The organism is Streptomyces sp. bgisy159, from assembly GCF_057707805.1.
Genome location: NZ_JBYIQX010000025.1, coordinates 11486 through 29711, shown reverse-complemented (window position 1 = coordinate 29711; position 18226 = coordinate 11486). Strand labels below are relative to the sequence as shown.

The 18226-nt window shown below is 73.0% G+C and carries 13 protein-coding genes; 4 read left to right on the top strand and 9 right to left on the bottom strand.

Features of this window, described 5'->3' with window-relative positions:
- The first annotated feature begins 11 nt into the window (after positions 1-11).
- The 3 genes from AC3ET3_RS22990 (at position 12) to AC3ET3_RS22980 (ending at position 3501) form a co-directional block, all read left to right on the top strand.
- Positions 12-956, top strand: a complete 945-nt coding sequence (locus tag AC3ET3_RS22990) for a ferredoxin family protein (protein ID WP_432136317.1) — start codon at positions 12-14, stop codon at positions 954-956.
- Positions 957-1153: 197 nt separating this feature from the next.
- Positions 1154-2821 carry an ATP-binding protein gene (locus AC3ET3_RS22985; RefSeq protein ID WP_432157300.1) on the top strand — a complete coding sequence of 556 codons (1668 nt, stop codon included), beginning with the start codon at positions 1154-1156 and terminating at the stop codon, positions 2819-2821.
- On the top strand, positions 2821-3501 hold the full coding sequence (locus AC3ET3_RS22980) for a response regulator (protein WP_435612817.1): 681 nt from the start codon (positions 2821-2823) through the stop codon (positions 3499-3501). The genes AC3ET3_RS22985 and AC3ET3_RS22980 overlap by 1 nt, the downstream gene beginning before the upstream one ends.
- Positions 3502-3704: 203 nt before the next feature.
- Here the strand turns inward: AC3ET3_RS22980 and AC3ET3_RS22975 are convergent, their stop codons facing one another.
- The 3 genes from AC3ET3_RS22975 to AC3ET3_RS22965 form a co-directional block, all read right to left on the bottom strand.
- On the bottom strand, positions 3705-5297 hold the full coding sequence (locus AC3ET3_RS22975; RefSeq protein ID WP_435612802.1) for a solute symporter family protein: 1593 nt from the start codon (positions 5295-5297) through the stop codon (positions 3705-3707).
- Positions 5294-5854: a DUF485 domain-containing protein gene (locus AC3ET3_RS22970; RefSeq protein WP_435612801.1), complete on the bottom strand. Its 561-nt coding sequence runs from the start codon at positions 5852-5854 to the stop codon at positions 5294-5296. Before AC3ET3_RS22970 ends, AC3ET3_RS22975 begins: the two co-directional genes overlap by 4 nt.
- A 147-nt stretch (positions 5855-6001) precedes the next feature.
- Complete coding sequence (locus AC3ET3_RS22965; protein WP_432136313.1) at positions 6002-8125, bottom strand: DNA gyrase/topoisomerase IV subunit B; 2124 nt, start codon at positions 8123-8125, stop codon at positions 6002-6004.
- A 440-nt stretch (positions 8126-8565) separates the two neighbouring features.
- Here AC3ET3_RS22965 and AC3ET3_RS22960 point away from each other — a divergent pair, with 440 nt between their 5' ends.
- Complete coding sequence (locus AC3ET3_RS22960; protein WP_432136312.1) at positions 8566-8796, top strand: DUF7455 domain-containing protein; 231 nt, start codon at positions 8566-8568, stop codon at positions 8794-8796.
- Between the two features lie 106 nt (positions 8797-8902).
- Here the strand turns inward: AC3ET3_RS22960 and AC3ET3_RS22955 are convergent, their stop codons facing one another.
- From AC3ET3_RS22955 to AC3ET3_RS22930, 6 genes are all read right to left on the bottom strand, one after another.
- Positions 8903-9790 carry a serine protease gene (locus tag AC3ET3_RS22955; protein WP_432136311.1) on the bottom strand — a complete coding sequence of 296 codons (888 nt, stop codon included), beginning with the start codon at positions 9788-9790 and terminating at the stop codon, positions 8903-8905.
- 156 nt (positions 9791-9946) lie between these two features.
- On the bottom strand, positions 9947-11482 hold the full coding sequence (locus tag AC3ET3_RS22950; protein ID WP_432136310.1) for an RNA polymerase sigma factor: 1536 nt from the start codon (positions 11480-11482) through the stop codon (positions 9947-9949).
- A 440-nt stretch (positions 11483-11922) separates the two neighbouring features.
- Positions 11923-12813 carry a FadR/GntR family transcriptional regulator gene (locus AC3ET3_RS22945; protein ID WP_432157304.1) on the bottom strand — a complete coding sequence of 297 codons (891 nt, stop codon included), beginning with the start codon at positions 12811-12813 and terminating at the stop codon, positions 11923-11925.
- Positions 12814-12975: 162 nt separating this feature from the next.
- Positions 12976-15003: an ATP-binding cassette domain-containing protein gene (locus AC3ET3_RS22940; protein WP_432157305.1), complete on the bottom strand. Its 2028-nt coding sequence runs from the start codon at positions 15001-15003 to the stop codon at positions 12976-12978.
- 57 nt (positions 15004-15060) lie between these two features.
- The gene (locus AC3ET3_RS22935) at positions 15061-15819 is read right to left on the bottom strand and encodes an NUDIX hydrolase (RefSeq protein ID WP_432136307.1); all 759 of its coding nucleotides are present in this window, start codon (positions 15817-15819) and stop codon (positions 15061-15063) included.
- Between the two features lie 142 nt (positions 15820-15961).
- Complete coding sequence (locus AC3ET3_RS22930; protein WP_435612816.1) at positions 15962-17878, bottom strand: glycogen debranching N-terminal domain-containing protein; 1917 nt, start codon at positions 17876-17878, stop codon at positions 15962-15964.
- Between the last annotated feature and the right edge of the window lie 348 nt (positions 17879-18226).

Below are 18226 nucleotides of genomic sequence, written 5' to 3'. Positions count from 1 at the left end.
GGCTCACCTGTGTGAGTACGTGCGCGACCGTCTCGCGGGACCTCGACGAGCCCGTCTCCGGAACCGCGGCCACGGCGAGGACCTGGATCCTGCTGGAGCAGCCCGGCCCCTGGGGTGCCGAGGCGCTGGTGTCCAGCCATCTCGACCCGGCGGTCGGCCGCGCCCTGAAGAGGGCCGTCAAGGGCACCGGGGTGCGGATCGCGCTGATCCGACGGCCCGGCCGTCACGCGGACGTCGGTGCCCCATCCGTACGCCGGGTGTTCGCGGCGCACACCGTGCCGGGCCGGGTCTGGCTGCGCACCGCCACGACCGCTGACCCGCGCCGGTTGCTGGACCTGGACTTCCGCGCCCTGGAACGGGGCGACCACCGCTCCTTCGACGCCGCGCTCGGCGCCCGCGCGCACACCGGCGGCCCGCTCGCCCTGGTGTGCACCAACGGCAAGCGGGACCGCTGCTGCGCCCTCCTGGGCCGCCCGCTCGCGGCGGAGCTGGCCGACTCGGGCGAGGAGGGCGTCTGGGAGGTCACCCATCTGGGTGGTCATCGCTTCTCCCCGACCGTGCTCGTCCTGCCGTACGGGTATGCGTACGGCCGCGCCGAGGCGCGCACCGTCGTGGAGGCGCTGCGGGGCGCGCGCGAGGGCCGGATCGTCGTCGACGCGTGCCGCGGCGGCTCGGCGTGGGAGCGGCCCGGACAGGCGGCCGAGCTGGCCGTGCGCACGGCGGTCGGCGAGTACGCGGCCGAGGCGCTCAGCGTCGTCCGCACGGTCGGTGAGGCGCCTCGCTGGGAGGTGACCGTCGCTCACCTGGACGGACGCCGGTGGCGGGTCCTGGTGGCCCACGGCGCGTCGCTGCCGCCCCGCCCGGAGAGCTGCGGGGCGTCGGTCCTGGGCTCGCCCGCCCGTGTGGAGGTCGTCGAGGTGCGCGAGCTGACACCGGCGACAGCCCTGGCGAGCTGACGCGCTCACGATCGCGGTATTCACCATCGTCGTAATCACGATCGCGGCATCCACGATGGAGGCACAGCCACAGGCGGTCGCCCCGCCCCCGAGCGGTCAACGCGACGATCCACCCGGTCAAGAGGTACGTACCGTGCCGCAAGAGATCCGTGCCACAGCTCTACGGCCCGGCAGCCCCCTGCCCGTACCGTCATGGCATGCGCTCCACTACCCCCGCACGCCGCTTGCGGCTGGGCCTGCCGCGGCGGGCGTTCTCCCAGGTGCTGCTGATGCAGGTGGCGATCGCCGCCGGGGTCGTCGTCCTGGTCACCGGCCTGTTCCTGGCCCCGCTGGGCAACCAGCTGGACGACGAGGCGATGCGCCGGGCGCTGGCCATCGCCCAGACCACCGCGACGATCCCGGGCCTCGCCGAGGACCTGCGCGACACCCCGCCGACGGCCGACGGCCCGGTGCAGCGGCAGGCGGAACGCATCCGCGGGGCGAGCGGCGCCGAGTACGTGGTGGTGATGGACCTCAACGGCACCCGCTGGTCGCACACCGATCCCCGGCAGATCGGCGGCCACGTCTCCACGGACCCGCGCCAGGCCCTGGCCGGCCACGAGGTCATGCAGATAGACACCGGCACCCTGGGCCGCTCGGCGCGCGGCAAGGTGCCGCTGCGGGACGGTGACGGCCGGATCGTGGGGGCGGTGTCCGTCGGCATCGCGTACGACAGCGTCCACGACCGGCTGGTGCACGCCGTCCCCGGCCTGCTGGCGTACGCGGGCGGCGCCCTGGCCGTAGGCGCGCTGGCCGCCTGGCTGATCTCCCGGCGGGTCCAGCGGCAGACCCGGGACCTGGCGTTCTCGGACATCTCGGCGCTGCTCGCGGAGCGGGAGGCGATGCTGCACGGGATCCGCGAGGGCGTCGTGGCGCTCGACCGGACCGGCCGGGTGCGGCTGCTCAACGACGAGGCTCGGCGTCTGCTCGGCGTCGGGGAGGAGGCCGTGGGCCGCTCCCCCGACGAGGCGCTGGGCACGGGCCGGACCGCCGATGTGCTGGCCGGCCGGGTGACGGGCACCGACCTGGTCACCGTGCGCGGGCAGCGCGTCCTGGTCGCCAACCGCATGCCGACCGACGACGGCGGCGCCGTCGCCACCCTGCGCGACCGCACCGAGCTGGAACAGCTCGGCCGGGAGCTGGACTCGACGCGCGGGCTCATCGACGCCCTCCGCGCCCAGGACCACGAGCACGCCAACCGGATGCACACGCTGCTCGGGCTGCTGGAGCTCGAGATGTACGACGACGCGGTGGACTTCGTGGGCGAGGTGGTCGGCGACCACCGGGCCACGGCCGAGCAGGTCACCGAACGGGTCCGCGACCCGCTGGTGGCCGCGCTGCTGGTCGGCAAGGCGACCGTCGCCGCGGAGCGCGGCGTCGCCCTGCGGGTCACGGACGACAGCCGGCTCCCGGACCGTCTGGCCGATCCGCACGCGGTGGTCACGGTCGTCGGCAACCTCGTCGACAACGCCCTGGACGCCGTGGCCGGCACCCGCCACGCGCGCGTGGAGGTCGAGCTGCGCACCGACGGGCGCACGGCCGTGCTGCGGGTGCGGGACACCGGCCCCGGCATCCCCGCCGACCAGCGCGAGTCGATCTTCACCGAGGGCTGGTCCACCAAGCAGCCGCCCGCACACGGCAAGCGCGGCATCGGGCTGTCACTGGTGCGCCGGCTCGCCGAGCGGCAGGGCGGCTGCGCGGTGGTCGGCGAGGCGACGGGCGGCGGCGCGGAGTTCACCGTCGTCCTGCCCGAGGCCCTGACCGGACCGGACGCGGAGCCGGCCCTGAGCGCGCCCGCGCGCTCCACCGACGAGGAGGAGTCGTGATGATCGAGGTCCTGGTCGTGGACGACGACGTCCGGGTCGCGCGGGTCAACGCCGCGTACGTGGAGAAGGTGCCGGGCTTCCATGTCGCCGGTGAGGCGCACTGCGCGGCGGACGCGCTGCACCGACTGGAGCTGTCGCCCCGCCTCGACCTCGTCCTGCTCGACCACTACCTGCCCGACGGGACCGGTCTCGACGTCGTCGGGGAGATGCGGCGGCGCGGCCACCAGACCGACGTGATCATGGTGACGGCGGCCCGGGACGTGTCGACGATCCAGGCGGCGATGCGGCAGGGCGCGCTGCAGTATCTGGTGAAGCCGTTCTCGTTCGGCGGCCTGCGGGCCAAGCTGGAGGCGTACGCCGACCTGCGGCGCACCCTCGACGTCGGCGGCGAGGCCGAGCAGGCCGACGTGGACCGCATCTTCGGCGCCCTGTCCGCGCCGTCGGACCCCGTGCTGCCCAAGGGGCACTCCCCCACCACCGCCGAGCTGGTGCGGCAGGCGCTGGTGAGCGCCGAGGGACCGTTGTCCGCGCAGGACGTCGCGGAGCGCACGGGGGTGAGCCGGCAGACCGCCCAGCGCTATCTGAAGCTCCTGGAGCGCACGGGCCGCGCCCGGCTGACCCTCAAGTACGGCGACGCGGGCCGCCCGGAACACCGTTACGTGTGGGCGACCCGCGCCTGAGGCACGGCCGGGGCGGGAGGAAGGGGCCGCGCCTGCCCTTGAGTACGCAGGCGGCCCGCTGCCGTCTCGACGGTCCGGCCGGAAGTCACGGGCGGACGCCGCACGGCCCGCGCGCGTACCTGGGTGACACACGTCCGCGCGCTCACCGAGGCGTACCTCTGCGCGCGTGCCCGGGGCCGTACGGCCCGGCGGGCCGCCGTCGGCTACACGGCTCCCGCCCCCGTCAGCGACCGCACCTCGGTCTCCGCGTGTCTGGCCTCGTCGGCCGGCTCGGCCGAGGTGACCGTGCCCAGCCAGCCCGCGAGGAAGCCCAGCGGGACGGAGACCAGTCCGGGGTTGCGCAGCGGGAACACCTGGAAGTCCAGGTGGGGCAGGAATGACTCCGGACTGCCCGACACGACCGGGGACAGCGCGACCAGAACCACGGCCGGGACGAGCCCGCCGTACACCGCCCAGACGGCGCCCCGGGTGGTGAAGCCGCGCCAGAAGAGCGAGTAGAGCAGGACGGGCAGGTTCGCCGACGCGGCGACGGCGAAGGCGAGGCCCACCAGGAAGGCGACGTTGAGGTCGCGGGCCAGCAGGCCGAGTGCGATCGCGACCGCGCCGATACCGACGGCGGCGACCCGGGCCACGGCGACCTCGCTGCGCGGGGCCCTGTCGCGGCGCCGCAGGGAGGCGTACAGGTCGTGTGCCACGGACGCGGAGGAGGCCAGGGTGATCCCGGCGACGACGGCCAGGATGGTGGCGAAGGCGACGGCGGCCACGATCGCGAACAGAACCGTCCCACCGGTGGAGTCGGCGCCGCCGCCAAGGTCCAGGGCCAGCAGCGGGACGGCCGTGTTCCCGGCCGCGTTGGAGGCGCGCACGGCGTCCGGGCCGACCAGGGCGGCCGCGCCGAAGCCGAGCACGATCGTCATCAGGTAGAAGCCGCCGATCAGCCCGATCGACCACACCACCGAGCGGCGTGCGGCGCGGGCGGTCGGCACGGTGTAGAAGCGGGACAGGATGTGCGGCAGGCCTGCGGTGCCCAGGACCAGGGCCAGACCCAGGCTGATGAAGTCGAGGCGGGCGGTCCAGCCCCCGCCGTACTTCAGGCCCGGAGCCAGGAAGGCGTCCCCGTGGCCGCTGCGTTCGGCGGCCGTGAGAAGCAGGCGGTCGAAGTCGCCGTGGAAGCGTGCCAGGACGAGCACGGTGAGCGCGACGGTGCCGGCGAGCAGCAGGACCGCCTTGACGATCTGGATCCACGTGGTGGCCCGCATCCCGCCCAGCGACACGTAGACCACCATGAGGGCACCGACGCCCACCACGGTCCAGCACTGCGCCGCCGCGCCGCTGCGCCCCAGCAGCAGCGCCACCAGGCTGCCCGCGCCGACCATCTGGGCGACCAGGTACAGGACCGACACCACGACCGACGAGGTGCCCGCCGCGATCCGCACCGGTCGCTCCCTCATCCGGGCCGCGACAACGTCGGCCAGTGTGAACCGCCCGCAGTTGCGCACCAGTTCGGCGACCAGGAACAGCACCACCAGCCAGGCCACGAGGAAGCCGACCGAGTACAGCAGCCCGTCGTAGCCGAAGAGGGCGATGAGACCGGAGATGCCGAGGAAGGAGGCGGCGGACATGTAGTCGCCCGCGATGGCAACACCATTCTCCAGGGGGGAGAACAGCCGCCCGCCGGCGTAGAACTCCTCCGGCGAGCCCTGGCGTCGGCGGCTCACCCAGGTGGTGATCGCCAGTGTCACCGCGATGAAGGCGCTGAACAGCACCAGCGCCAGCGTCTGGTGATGACCGGTCATGACACACCGCCCCTCGCCGCGCGGGTCAGTTCCTGGGTCTCCCAACGCAGTTCGAGCGCCGCGCGGTCCCGGCGCAGCCGCGCGTGCCGGGCGTAGGCCCAGGTGAGCACGAAGGTGGTCAGGAACTGGCCGAGCCCGGCGAGCAGGCCCACGTTCACCGCGCCGATGACGCGGTGGGCCATCAGGCCGGGCGCGGTCGTCGCGGCGACGACATAGGCGAGGTACCACAGGAAGAACCCCGCGGACGCCGGCACCACGAATCCGCGGTAGCGGTCACGGACCTCCTGGAAGGCAGCGCCGCGCTGCACCCGCAGATAGATGTCGGCGGCCTCCGGGGCACCCTCGGGCAGGTCCCGGCGCTCGGCCTCGGCGGCCACGCCGGGAGCGTCCGCGAGGCCCGGCTCGCCCCAGCCCGCGGCCAGCGCGTCGTACCAGGGGTCGTCGTAGCGCACCTCCCCCGGCGCCCCTTCGGTGGCGGGGGACCGCCCCGGGCCCTGTCCGCCCGATGTCTCGCGACCGTCCCCGTCCGTACGAAGACGACCATTACTGAAGTGCATGCCCAAGGATGGACAGAACGGGAAGATCCACGTTTCTTCTTCCCTCGACGCTTCACCCCATCAGGTGACGAAAGGGAACCTTCTCCCCCCTCGGCGGCCGTGAGGCGGGCTCCCGCGGGTGTCGCCGCGGGAGCCGGAGGGGTGGGGTCAGGCGTCGATGCGGGACCGGTCCAGCGTGGCGGCCGAGCTGGAGATGAACTCCTTGCGCGGGGCGACGTCGTTGCCCATGAGCAGGTCGAAGACCTGCTCGGCGGCTTCCAGGTCGGAGAGGTTGATGCGGCGCAGGGTGCGGTGACGCGGGTCCATGGTGGTCTCGGCCAGCTGGTCGGCGTCCATCTCACCCAGGCCCTTGTAGCGCTGGATGGTGTCCTTGTAGCGGATGCCCTTGCTCTGCAGCTCCATCAGCTTGTCGCGCAGTTCGCGGTCCGAGTACGTGTAGACGTACTTGTCCTGGCCCTTCTTCGGCTGGACGATCTCGATGCGGTGCAGCGGGGGCACCGCGGCGAAGACGCGGCCGGCCTCGACCATGGGCCGCATGTAGCGCTGGAAGAGGGTCAGCAGCAGACAACGGATGTGGGAGCCGTCCACATCGGCGTCGGTCATCATGATGATCTTGCCGTAGCGGGCGGCGTCGATGTCGAAGGTGCGCCCGGAGCCCGCCCCTATGACCTGGATGATCGCGCCGCACTCGGCGTTCTTGAGCATGTCGGTCACGGACGACTTCTGCACGTTGAGGATCTTGCCGCGGATCGGCAGCAGCGCCTGGAACTCGGAGTTCCGGGCGAGCTTCGCCGTACCGAGCGCGGAGTCGCCCTCGACGATGAACAGCTCGCTGCGGTCGACGTCGTCGCTGCGGCAGTCGGCGAGCTTGGCGGGCAGCGACGAGGACTCCAGGGCCGTCTTGCGGCGCTGCGCGTCCTTGTGCTGGCGGGCCGCGATCCGCGTGCGCGCGGCGGCGACGGCCTTCTCCATGACGACCCGCGCCTGGGCGGCCGCGTCCCGCTTGGTGGACGTCAGGAACGCCTTGAGCTCCTTGGAGACCACGTTGTTCACGATGCGGCGGGCCGCCGAGGTGCCGAGGACCTCCTTGGTCTGGCCCTCGAACTGCGGCTCGGCGAGACGCACGGTGACGACGGCGGTCAGGCCCTCCAGGGCGTCGTCCTTGACGATGTCGTCCTCGGCGACGCGCAGCAGCTTCTTGGCGCGCAGCACCTCGTTCATCGTCTTGGCGACCGCCTGCTCGAAGCCGGCGACGTGAGTGCCGCCCTTGGGCGTGGCGATGATGTTGACGAAGGACCTGACGGCCGTGTCGTAGCCGGTGCCCCAGCGCAGGGCGACGTCGACGCCGAGCTCGCGCACCACCTCGGTGGGGGTCATGTGGCCGCGGTCGTCCAGGACCGGGACGGTCTCCTTGAAGGTGCCCTGGCCCTGGAAGCGCAGGACGTCGCAGACCGGCTTGTCGGTGGCCAGGTACTCGCAGAACTCGCTGATGCCGCCGTCGAAGCGGAAGGACTCCTCGCCCTTGCTGCCCCCCTCGCCGAGGCCGAACTCGTCGCGGACGACGATGGTCAGGCCGGGCACCAGGAACGCCGTCTGGCGGGCGCGCTGGTGCAGGTTCTCCAGGGAGAGCCGGGCGTCCTTGAGGAAGATCTGGCGGTCGGCCCAGTAGCGCACGCGCGTGCCGCTGCGCGCCTTGGGGATCTTCTTGGCCTTGCGCAGCCCGCTCTTCGCGTCGAACCCGGCGTCCGGGCCGGCTCCCGTGAAGGCGCCGGGGACGCCGCGCCGGAAGCTGATCGCGTGCGTGTGCCCGCCGCGGTCGACCTCGACGTCCAGGCGGGCCGACAGGGCGTTCACCACGGAGGCGCCCACGCCGTGCAGACCACCGGAGGCGGCGTAGGAGCCGCCGCCGAACTTGCCGCCGGCGTGCAGCTTGGTCATGACGACCTCGACGCCCGAGAGACCGGTCTTGGGCTCCACGTCGACCGGGATTCCGCGGCCGTTGTCGCGGACCTCCACCGAGGCGTCGTCGTGGAGGATCACCTCGATGTGGTCGCAGTAGCCGCCGAGGGCCTCGTCGACGGAGTTGTCGATGATCTCCCACAGGCAGTGCATCAGACCACGGCTGTCGGTGGAGCCGATGTACATACCCGGGCGCTTGCGTACGGCCTCGAGCCCCTCGAGGACGAGCAGGTGCCGCGCGGTGTAGTTGGAACCGTCCCGGTCTGCTCCTGCCAGCAGAGCTGTGGACGGCACGGACGTCTCGGCGGTCACGCGGTTCGCTCCTCGCTGAATTTCAGGTGGGGCCCTTCTGGGTAAGGGCGCGGCGTCGGTTGCCGCTCAGAGGGTACCGAGGCCTGGTAGAGCCGTTGTAACGCCACCCTCGTCTGAAGTCACCCTAGTCCAGAGTCGTATGGATGTTCGATCCCTCGATGGAGTGAAGTACATATCACGTTCCCTTCGAGGCATGAACCATTTAGGCTCCGGGCACGTCCTCATGAACAAACCGGCAACCCGGCCGGGAGGACCGAGCCATGATCGACAGAGCGAAACCGTAGGCACAAGAGACGCAATACGGCACATTCGCCGCCAAACCGGCAGCAGCCAGCCACCTCGGAAGATTTTTTCGAGGAGAAGCCACGAGCGGGAACGTTTTCGGGCTGGTTGGATGTTGACCCTGGTACGACAGCTCGTCGAGCTAGAGAAGAGGCGACGTGACTACTGTTCTGACCCCCGCGAGCCCGCTGACGGCCGCTGATCGCTGCGACCGCTGCGGCGCCCAGGCATACCTGCGCGTCGTCCTGCTCAGCGGCGGAGAACTGCTCTTCTGCGCCCACCACGGTCGCAAGTTCGAGCCGGAACTCAAGAAGATCGCCGCTGAGATACAGGACGAGACGGAGCGGCTCACGTCCGCCCCGGCATCCGCCTCGGACGCAGAGCGCTGACCCTTCGGTCCCTTCGCACCACGACGAGCCAGACCGGCACAGGCCGGCACGCGGGCGGCCACCCTGCCCAGGGGTTGCCGCCCGCACTCGTGGTCGAAAGACGCCCTCAGCCCCCGCCGGGCGCGCCCACGGGGCCCTCAGTGGCCGCCTGCGGCCGGACCAGCGCCCGTACGGCGTCGGAGACCCTCGTGTAGACGCCGGGGCTCCCCGCCCGCCCACACCCGCTCCCCCACGACACCAGGCCGATCAGTCGGCCCTGCGCCACGAGGGGGCCACCGCTGTCCCCCTGGCAGGCGTCCGGGCCGCCCAGCCGCTCCCCTGCGCACACCATGGTCGCGGCGCTGTAGCCGCCGCTGAGCCCGCCCGGATACGCGGTCCGGCACAGAGCGTCGGGCAGTACGTGCATCCGCGCCGCCCGCAGGCTGTGCGCGTAGCCCCCCGTCCCCGTGGCGTCCCCCCAGCCGTAGACGGTGGCGTCGTTCCCGGGGGCGTACGCCGGATCACCCGCCGGGGCCATCCGGATCACCGACGCCTGCGGCACCGGCTCGGCCAGGGTGAGCACGGCGAAGTCCCCGGCGTTGCTGCGACTGTCGTAGTCGGGATTCACCCAGACCCCCCGCACGGCGATCTCCCGGCCTTCGGAGGAGTAGAGGTCGGTGCGTCCCACGATCACTTTGAGGTCGCGTGCGCGGTCCGGTGGCGCCCCGAGAACCTCCTCGGCCATGCAGTGAGCCGCGGTGAGTACGAAGGTGGGTGCGATCACCGCGCCCCCGCAGAACTGTCCCGAGCGCATACGGCCGAACTGGTCACGGCTGGACAGCGCCACCGTCCAGGGGCTGTCGGAGACATCGACGGGGAAGCCGCCCACCACGATGCCGTCGGAGGCCGCCGGGGCCGTCGGAGCCGCGGGGGCGGCCGTCACCAGCGGTATCGCCAGGGCGGCGGCCACCAGGGCCAGCGGCCGGGCCAGCGCCCGGACGAGAGCACGACGCATGGGATACTCCTCACCCTGAGACGACGATCAGACACCCAGAGTGATCCACCGGCGGACGCGGCGCACCTGCGCTGTCCACGCCGAAGGCCCGGCTCCCGTATCGGGAACCGGGCCTTCGGCGTCGTACGCGTTCGACCCGTCCGGGCCGAAGTGGTCCTAGTCGAGGTAGTCGCGCAGCACCTGGGACCGCGAGGGGTGGCGCAGCTTCGACATGGTCTTGGACTCGATCTGGCGGATGCGCTCACGCGTCACGCCGTACACCTTGCCGATCTCGTCGAGGGTCTTCGGCTGACCGTCGGTGAGGCCGAAGCGCATGGAGACGACGCCCGCCTCGCGCTCGGAGAGCGTGTCCAGGACCGAGTGCAGCTGCTCCTGGAGGAGCGTGAAGCTGACCGCGTCGGCCGGAACGACGGCCTCGGAGTCCTCGATGAGGTCGCCGAACTCGCTGTCGCCGTCCTCGCCCAGCGGGGTGTGCAGCGAGATGGGCTCGCGCCCGTACTTCTGGACCTCGATGACCTTCTCCGGGGTCATGTCGAGCTCCTTGGCCAGCTCCTCCGGGGTGGGCTCGCGGCCCAGGTCCTGGAGCATCTGACGCTGCACGCGCGCCAGCTTGTTGATGACCTCGACCATGTGCACCGGGATACGGATGGTGCGGGCCTGGTCGGCCATGGCGCGAGTGATCGCCTGCCGGATCCACCAGGTGGCGTACGTGGAGAACTTGTAGCCCTTGGTGTAGTCGAACTTCTCGACCGCGCGGATGAGACCGAGATTGCCCTCCTGGATGAGGTCCAGGAACAGCATGCCGCGGCCGGTGTAGCGCTTGGCCAGGGAGACCACCAGACGGAGGTTGGCCTCCAGCAGGTGGTTCTTGGCGCGGCGGCCGTCCTCGGCGATGATCTCCAGCTCGCGCTTGAGCTTCGGGGCCAGCTTGTCGGCGTTGGACAGCTTGTCCTCGGCGAACAGGCCCGCCTCGATGCGCTTGGCGAGCTCGACCTCCTGCTCGGCGTTGAGCAGGGGGACCTTGCCGATCTGCTTGAGGTAGTCCTTGACCGGGTCCGCGGTGGCACCGGCCGCGGCCACCTGCTGGGCGGGCGCGTCGTCCTCGTCCTCGTCGGACAGGACGAAGCCCGCGTTCTCGGTGCCTTCCGGCTCGTCGCCGGCCTTGGTCTCCTCGAGGACCTCGTCCTCGATCAGCTCGGCGTCGTCCTTCTTGGCGGTGGTCTTCTTGGCCGCTGCCTTCTTGGCGACCGTCTTCTTCGCCGCCGCCTTCTTGGCGGTGGTCTTCTTGGCCGCTGCCTTCTTGGCGGGCGCGGCCTCCTCGGCGGCGGGATCGGCTGCGGCGGGCGCGCTGGGCGCGGCCGGAGCGGCGGTGGCCTTCCTCGTGGTCACCGTCTTGGCGGCGACCGCCTTGGTGGCGGTGCGCTTGGCCGGACTCTTCGCTGCGACGCTCTTTCGGGTGCGCTTGGGCTCCGCGGCACTGACCATCAGCGTCACACCCTCTTCCTCGAGGATCTGGTTGAGGCTGCGCAGTACGTTCTTCCACTGAGTGGCCGGAATCTGGTCAGCTTCGAAGGCCCGACGCACATCGTCGCCGGCGATCTGCCCCTCAGCCTTTCCCCGCTCAATGAGCGCCATGACAGAGACGGACTCGGCGATCTCCGGCGGGAGCGTACGGGATGTGCTGGCCGACACGAACAACCTCTCGGAACGTTGGAAAACGGCTTCCGGCCCCGTCCACAGCGGACAGGAGCCGACCACCGGCCTGGGGATGGGCCGACGGCGCGGGCGGGGGCCGGGAAGATGCACAGCGCCTTGAACGGCGTCCGTATTCCCTCCGCGGCTGTCACCTCTTAGGTCATCGCAGGGCTCCCACGAGCGTTACGCCCAATCTGCGTGGCCCGAGTCACACCGCGAAAGCGCTCAAAAGTGTTCATACGCGAACAGATACGGTCACCGGTGCTGCAGTGGAGACCCATGGCCGGTGACCCGCGCCACCACCGTGCACCGCCACCGTCGGACGCCGCAGGGCCCGGGGCGGCTCTGCGGGGTCCGACGACGGGGCGGGGCACCGGCCCCGAAGGCGGCACGGACGGGGGGAGGACATCACCGGCGGCACCGCGCGCGGCGCGCGGTCAGTGCTCGCGGGGAGCCGGCACCACACGTTCCACCTCGGGGTGAACGGTGAGCAGCTGCCGCATCGCCGCTTCGGCGGCCGAGCCGTCGCCCGCGGCGAGAGCGTCGACGATCCGCGCGTGGTGCGCCAGGGACGCCTCGGTGGGCCGGTCACAGCCGGTGACCGGGCCGCCGGACACCTGGAGCGCGGCCGAGACGATGCCGGAGAGGTGCTCCAGCATGCGGTTGCCCGCGACCTGGATCAGCAGCGAGTGGAACTCCGCGTCGGCTCGCGCGTGGGTGAGCGCGTCCCCCTGCGCCATCGCGTGCCCCATGATCTCGACCATGTCGGCCAGCCGCTGCTGGACGTCCTCGCGCCCGTGCCCGGCGGCGAGCCGGGCCGCCAGGGGCTCGATGGTCCAGCGAAGCTCGCCCAGCTCCCTGCGCTGGTCGTCGCGCTGCGGACCGAACGCCCGCCACTCGATGATGTCCGGGTCGAGGAGGTTCCAGTCGCTCACGGGGCGCACGCGCGTGCCGACGTTGGGCCGGGCGCTCACCAGGCCCTTGGCCTCGAGGACACGGAGCGACTCGCGGACGACGGTGCGGGAGACCTCGAAGCGCTGCCCGATCTCCTCGGGGACCAGCGGACGGTCGGCGCCCAGGTCGCCCGAGACGATCATCTGGCCGAGCTGCTGGACGAGTTGGCCGTGCAGCCCGCGCCCGCGGCTGCCCGCGGAGCGCCGGCCCACCCGGCCCAGCTCGGGATCCGCGCCCTCCCAGGCGGGAGCACCGACACGGTCGGCGGCGGCGGGGGCCTCCGCGTAGGGGTAGCGGTCGAGTTCGCCCGGGCCTGCCAGACCGGAGTCGGCGGAGCGGGCGGCGGTCATCATGGTGTGCGCAAGGGTACTCACGGATCCTTTGTCGGCGTCGTCTCCAACTCCCTTGAGGTCTTTGGTGAAAAGCACACGAAAGGGTGATCGCTCACCCCGTCGCAATTGACGCCTAATCGGAAAGAAACGGGCTTTCTGCGGGGAGTTGTGCACACGCCGTGACGGAAAGCGCACGGATGGTCGTCATCGGACCCTGCTCCGCAGAGTCGTGACCAGATATGCGCAGAGCAGGGCGGCCAACGACAACGCCAGCGCCCAGCCGACGGGTTGAGCGATCACACGGGTCACAGCAGTCACATGCTGTTCCCCTCCGAAGGGCCACTGCGGCAGCACCGTCTCCCTCAGCCGCTCGGGCAACCCGGCCGCGCTCCGCACCGAGACGCCCGCCCACGCCCGACGCACCAGCGGTACGACGACCACGGGCACGCCGACCACCGCCGCCAGCCCCGCCGTCGTGGACCGGAACACACCCGCCGCGAGCACCCCCGCCCACGCACAGCCCACCACCAGCCCCGCCCACCCCGCGCTCAACACCGCCCACTCCTCGGGAACTCTCCCCAGCTCCCGACCGTAGAAGAGATAGAGCACCTCCGCGTCGCACCCCACCGTGAGGAACGCCAGCAGCAGCGCCGTGACCGCGGCCACGAGGAGCTTCGCGGTGAGCAGTCCCAGCCGGCGGGGCACGGTGCCACGATCCGCCGCCAGCGCGGGGTGCCGGAACTCGTCACCGAAGGCCAGCGCGCCGAGCAGCCCCGCCCCGAGCGCGGCGGGCGGCAGCGGCAACTCGGCCGGCCACGCGGCCAGCAGCCGCGCCTGCGGAGTGTGCCCGACGCTCGCCGCCACCACCGCGGTGACCGCGGAGGCCACGAGCACGGCCGCGCCGGTGAGGAACCCGGTGCCGATGCCGGTGGCACGCCGCAGTTCGTAGCGCAGGGGGCGGAGGGGGCTGGGGGCGGGGCGGACGGAGATGGGGGGCGGGAGGGCGGGAGGGCGGGTGGGGAGGGGTGAGGGGCGGGGAGGAGCGTCCGTCGCGGCAACGGACTCACCCTCTCCCGTCTCGCCACCAGCCGCATCGTGGCTCGGCGGGGCCGGCTGGGCGTCGGGGGCGGGGAGCTCGGGAGGGGAGGCGGGTTCCCGGTCGGGCCCCAGTTCGCGCTGCGGGCAGGGCTCGGGCTCCGGGAGGGGCCGAGGCTGCGGGACGGGCTCGGGCTCCGGGCCGGGCTCGGGCTGTGGGACGGATGCGGGCTGTGGGACGGATGCGGAGTGAGGTGGGGTGGCGCAGGCTCCCGACGGGCCGACACCGTCGTTCCGCGTGAGGCCGTCGGCGCCGGCGCCCGGTCCCTCGTCGCCCACTTCGTCGGCGAGCCGGTGGACGAGGACACTGTGGCGGAACGCGGTCTCCCCGACCTCGGCGCAGCTGCTGCCGTACACCGAGAGCCGGTTGCCGCCCTCCTGGACGACCTCGACGGAGCGCTGTGCGGCGCGGGCCTCCCGGGTCAGCAGGGCGGCAAGGCGGGGCGCGTGCGGGGTGCGAACGGCGACGCGGGGGCGCAGGCGGGTGCGGGCGAACACGGTGGCGTCCTGATCGGCGACCAGTCGGCCCTGCTCGAGGGTGACGACACGGTCGGCGGTGCGTGCCGCTTCCTTGGGGTCGGCGGTGGTCAGCAGCACGGTGCCGCCCTGCGAGGCATGGGCGCGCAGCATGCCGTGCAGCCATCGGCCTTCACGGGCGGGCAGGCCTTCGGTGGGGCCGTCGAGCACCAGGGTGTGGGGGTCGGCGAGCAGGGCGCAGGCGAGGCCGAGCCGACGGTCCATGCCGCGCGAGAGCGTGCCGAGGCGTTCGTCTCGCAGGCTGACGAGGCCGACCACTTCGAGGACTTCGTCGGCCCGGCGGGCCGGGACTCCGGCCGCGGCACAGAGCATGCGCAGGTGTCCGCGCACCGTACGGCCGGGGTGGCCCGGGATGTCCCCGAGGACCACTCCCACCTCGCGCGACGGGTGGGCGATGCGGTGCAGGGGGCGCCCCCTGAAGTGGGTGATGCCACGGCCCTGTTGCAGCTGGAGCATGAGTCTCAGGGCCGTGGTCTTGCCCGCGCCCGGCGCGCCGAGCAGTGCGGTGACGCGACCCGCGGGTGCCTCGAAGGTGAGGTCGTCGACGGCGGGCGGGAGGTCCTTGCGGGGGGTGCTGGTCAGTCCGAAGGCCTGGATCACCCGTAGCAAGATAGCGCGCTATGTCCGGTTTTTCGGGTATCGCCAGGTGCCCGGCGCTCACACCTCGGGTCGCAGCATCGGCGGGTTGAGCAGAGTGGCCCCGCCCGCGCGGAACAGCTGTGCGGGGCGGCCGCCTTGGCGGGTGGTGGTGCCGCCGGTGGGGACGAGGAAGCCGGGCGTGCCCGTGACCTTGCGGTGGAAGTTGCGCGGGTCCAGCGCGACGCCCCACACCGCTTCGTAGACACGGCGCAGCTCGCCGACGGTGAACTCGGGCGGGCAGAACGCCGTGGCCAGTGACGAGTACTCGATCTTCGATCGGGCTCGCTCCACGCCGTCGGAGAGGATCTGGGCGTGGTCGAAGGCGAGGGGGGCGACGGGTTCGCCGTCGCGGCCGTAGCCGCCCTGTTGCAGCAGTTCCTCGACGGGAGCCCAGCGGGCGTTGCTGGCGTCACCGCCGGCGCGGGGCGCGGGCAGGTCGGGTGCCAGAGCGAGGTGGGCGACGCTGACCACGCGCATCCGGGGGTCGCGCTCGGGGTCGCCGTAGGTGGCGAGCTGTTCCAGGTGGGCCCCGTTGTCCTGGGCGGGGGCGGCCGGGTCGTGGGCTCGCAGTCCGGTCTCCTCGGCGAGTTCGCGCGCCGCCGCCTGAGCCAGGTCCTCGTCGGCCCGTACGAAGCCGCCCGGCAATGCCCACCGCCCCTGGAACGGTGACTCGCCCCGGCGGACCGCCAACGCGCACAGGGCATGGCGGCGCACGGTCAGCACGACCAGGTCCACGGTGACGGCGAAGGGCGGAAAGGCTGACGGGTCGTAGGGCATGCCGCGATCATAGTCGTCTGCCTGACGATAAACACTCCCTCGGTCGGTCGCATCGGTGGCTGGTCCCCCGCCGCGCGCCGGGGGCTTTGCCGTGGCGCGGCGACGGTCGTCCGGCCCCCTGTGGGCGGTACGCAGGGCCAGGTCAGACCCCGAGCTGCAGTCCGTCGGCGGCTTCCTCGACCATCGCCAGGCCCAGTCTGCTGACGCGTACGGAGAAGGGAGCGCCTCCCACGCGCAGCCCGGTCAGGCCGATCTCGCCCAGGGGGGCGCTGCGCACGGGCCGCAGCGTGACCGTTCCGGCGGGGGCGTCGGGGCGGATGCCGGCCAGGGTGGTCAGCAGCAGGACGCCGGCTGCCGCGGCGGTGGCGGCGGGCCGGCAGGCGGCGGGGTGGGGCAGGGGTACGCCGCCGTCGGTCCGCCGCTCGCCGGCGTACATCTCGGGCAGGCGGTAGCCGAAGGCGGCGGCGGCCGAGAGGACCCCGTTGAGCAGTGAGCCGGCCTCGCGCTCGTAGCCGGCCGCGGTCAGCCCCGCGACGGCGACGGCCGTCTCGTGGACCCGCACCGCGCCGCTGCGGTGGCCGAAGGGGTTGTGTCCGTTCTCCTCGGCGCCGAGCCCGCGCAGGCCCCACCCGGAGTCCAGGGCCGGGCCGGCCAGCAGTCGGGCCAGGTGCTGTGTGCGCACATTGTCGAGGAGGCCGGGGGCCACGGTGCCGGCACCCAGCAGGCCGGTGTCGAGCAGATGGGCGGCGCCCGCCCCGAGGTACGGCAGCGGACGCCCGTCGGCGAGGCGCGCGGCCGCCGGACGGCCGCCGGAGGGGTCGTCGATCCAGAAGTCGGTGTGAAAGGCGGTCCGCAGGGTCTGCGCCCAGTGCCGCAGCCCCATGCTGCCCGGCCTGCCACAGGCGTCGAGGAGGTCCGCGCCGAGCAGGGCCGCGCGGTGCGCCTGCGCCTGGGTCTCGCAGCGCACGGGTCCGCCGGGTTGCGGGTCGCACAGGTAGGCGCTCTCGTCCACGATGGTGGTCAGCCAGGTGAGACAGCGTTCGGCGGTCGGGAGCAGTTCTTCCGTCTCGCCCTCGGGCAGTCCCCAGCGGCGGGCCTCCGCGAGCAGGACGGGAAAGAGGAGGGTGGCCTCGGTGCCGGTGCAGCCCGGGGGCAGGTGGGGGCCGGCGTCACGTCGGGGGCCCGGGATCATGCCGTAGCGCGGTCCGCGGGCGGTGACCTGGGTGCGGGCGAGGGTACGCAGGGTGCCCGCGGCGAGGCGGGTACCCAGGGGCAGGGTCATGCGGGCCGCGGCGAGTGCCTCGGCCGGGGCCAGGCCGCAGCGCCAGGGGGCGCCGGCGGCGAGGTGCTGGTCCGTCGGTCGGGCCGGGTCGCGTACGAGGAGTGCCCGCAGGTCTTCGATGCTGGTCCTCAGGAGCGCTTCGGCCCGAGGGTCGTCGCCGTCGGCCCTGGCGTGGGCCACGGGGCTGGTGGCGGTGCGGCCCGCGGGCCGGACGGGGCCGGTTCCGTCCAGGCGGGCCCGCAACTCCAGGGTGGCGCTTCCGCCGGCCGGGAGGTCCACCTCCCAGCGGAGCAGGCCGGCGGAGGCGAGCGAGTCGGTGGGCGGCGGAGTGGCGGTCACCGACGACCTTCCGGTGGAGGCCGACCAGCGCAGTCCGGAGTCGTGGACGCTGGCGGGCAGGTCGGGGCCGGTGGCGCCCGCGGCGATCGTCCCGAGGTCGGCGAGGTCCGTGCCGAGGGCCACCTCGACCGGCAGGCGCATCGGGCGGGGCGCGGAGCTGCGCAGGGTGATGCGTTCGGTGCCGTCGGCGGTGCGGATCCGCTCCACGACGACATCGGGGTCGGGGCCGCCGGGTGGGGAGGCGCGCAGCGTGCCGACGAAGTGGGCTCGGTCGGCCGACGTCAGCCGGGACTGCACGGGCAGGGGTTCGCGTCCGGCGACGCGGACCTGGCACCGGGACAGGACGCGCCGTCCCGCCCGGTAGTAGCCGTCCAGCCCGCGGCCGGTCAGCTGGCCTCCGGGTGGGGAGATGGCCAGGCCGGGAAGGGCCACGCAGATCAGCACTTCGTGTGCCGGGGGCAGATCCCCCGGGCCACGCGGCGGTGTGGGTGCGGTTCCGGCGGTCGGAGCGGGGCTTGTGCGCGGGCCGGGGGCGGGCGGGCCGAGGGCCCCGGGCTGGACTGGGGGGACAGCGGCGTGCGGGTGGGGGGTGGTGGCGGGTGGTGGGGTGGCCGGTGCCGGTGCCGGTGCGGGCGGCCGAGGGGCCGGGGGGCGTGGCGCTGCGGGAGCCGGGACGGGGGTGGCCGCGGGAACGCGTTCCCCGTCGGATCGGCTCGCTGCTGCGTCCGCTTCGGGGAGGCCACCTCGGCCGCTGGTCGGGGAGGCGCGTTCGGCGCCGTGGCGGAA

What these genes read in the sequence shown, in the direction of transcription:
- AC3ET3_RS22985 (WP_432157300.1), top strand. Translation starts at nt 1,154, where the DNA reads ATGCGCTCCACTACCCCCGCACGCCGCTTGCGGCTGGGCCTGCCGCGG.
- AC3ET3_RS22980 (WP_435612817.1), top strand. Translation starts at nt 2,821, where the DNA reads ATGATCGAGGTCCTGGTCGTGGACGACGACGTCCGGGTCGCGCGGGTC.
- AC3ET3_RS22975 (WP_435612802.1), bottom strand. Translation starts at nt 5,297, where the DNA reads ATGACCGGTCATCACCAGACGCTGGCGCTGGTGCTGTTCAGCGCCTTC.
- AC3ET3_RS22970 (WP_435612801.1), bottom strand. Translation starts at nt 5,854, where the DNA reads ATGCACTTCAGTAATGGTCGTCTTCGTACGGACGGGGACGGTCGCGAG.
- AC3ET3_RS22955 (WP_432136311.1), bottom strand. Translation starts at nt 9,790, where the DNA reads ATGCGTCGTGCTCTCGTCCGGGCGCTGGCCCGGCCGCTGGCCCTGGTG.
- AC3ET3_RS22935 (WP_432136307.1), bottom strand. Translation starts at nt 15,819, where the DNA reads ATGCCCTACGACCCGTCAGCCTTTCCGCCCTTCGCCGTCACCGTGGAC.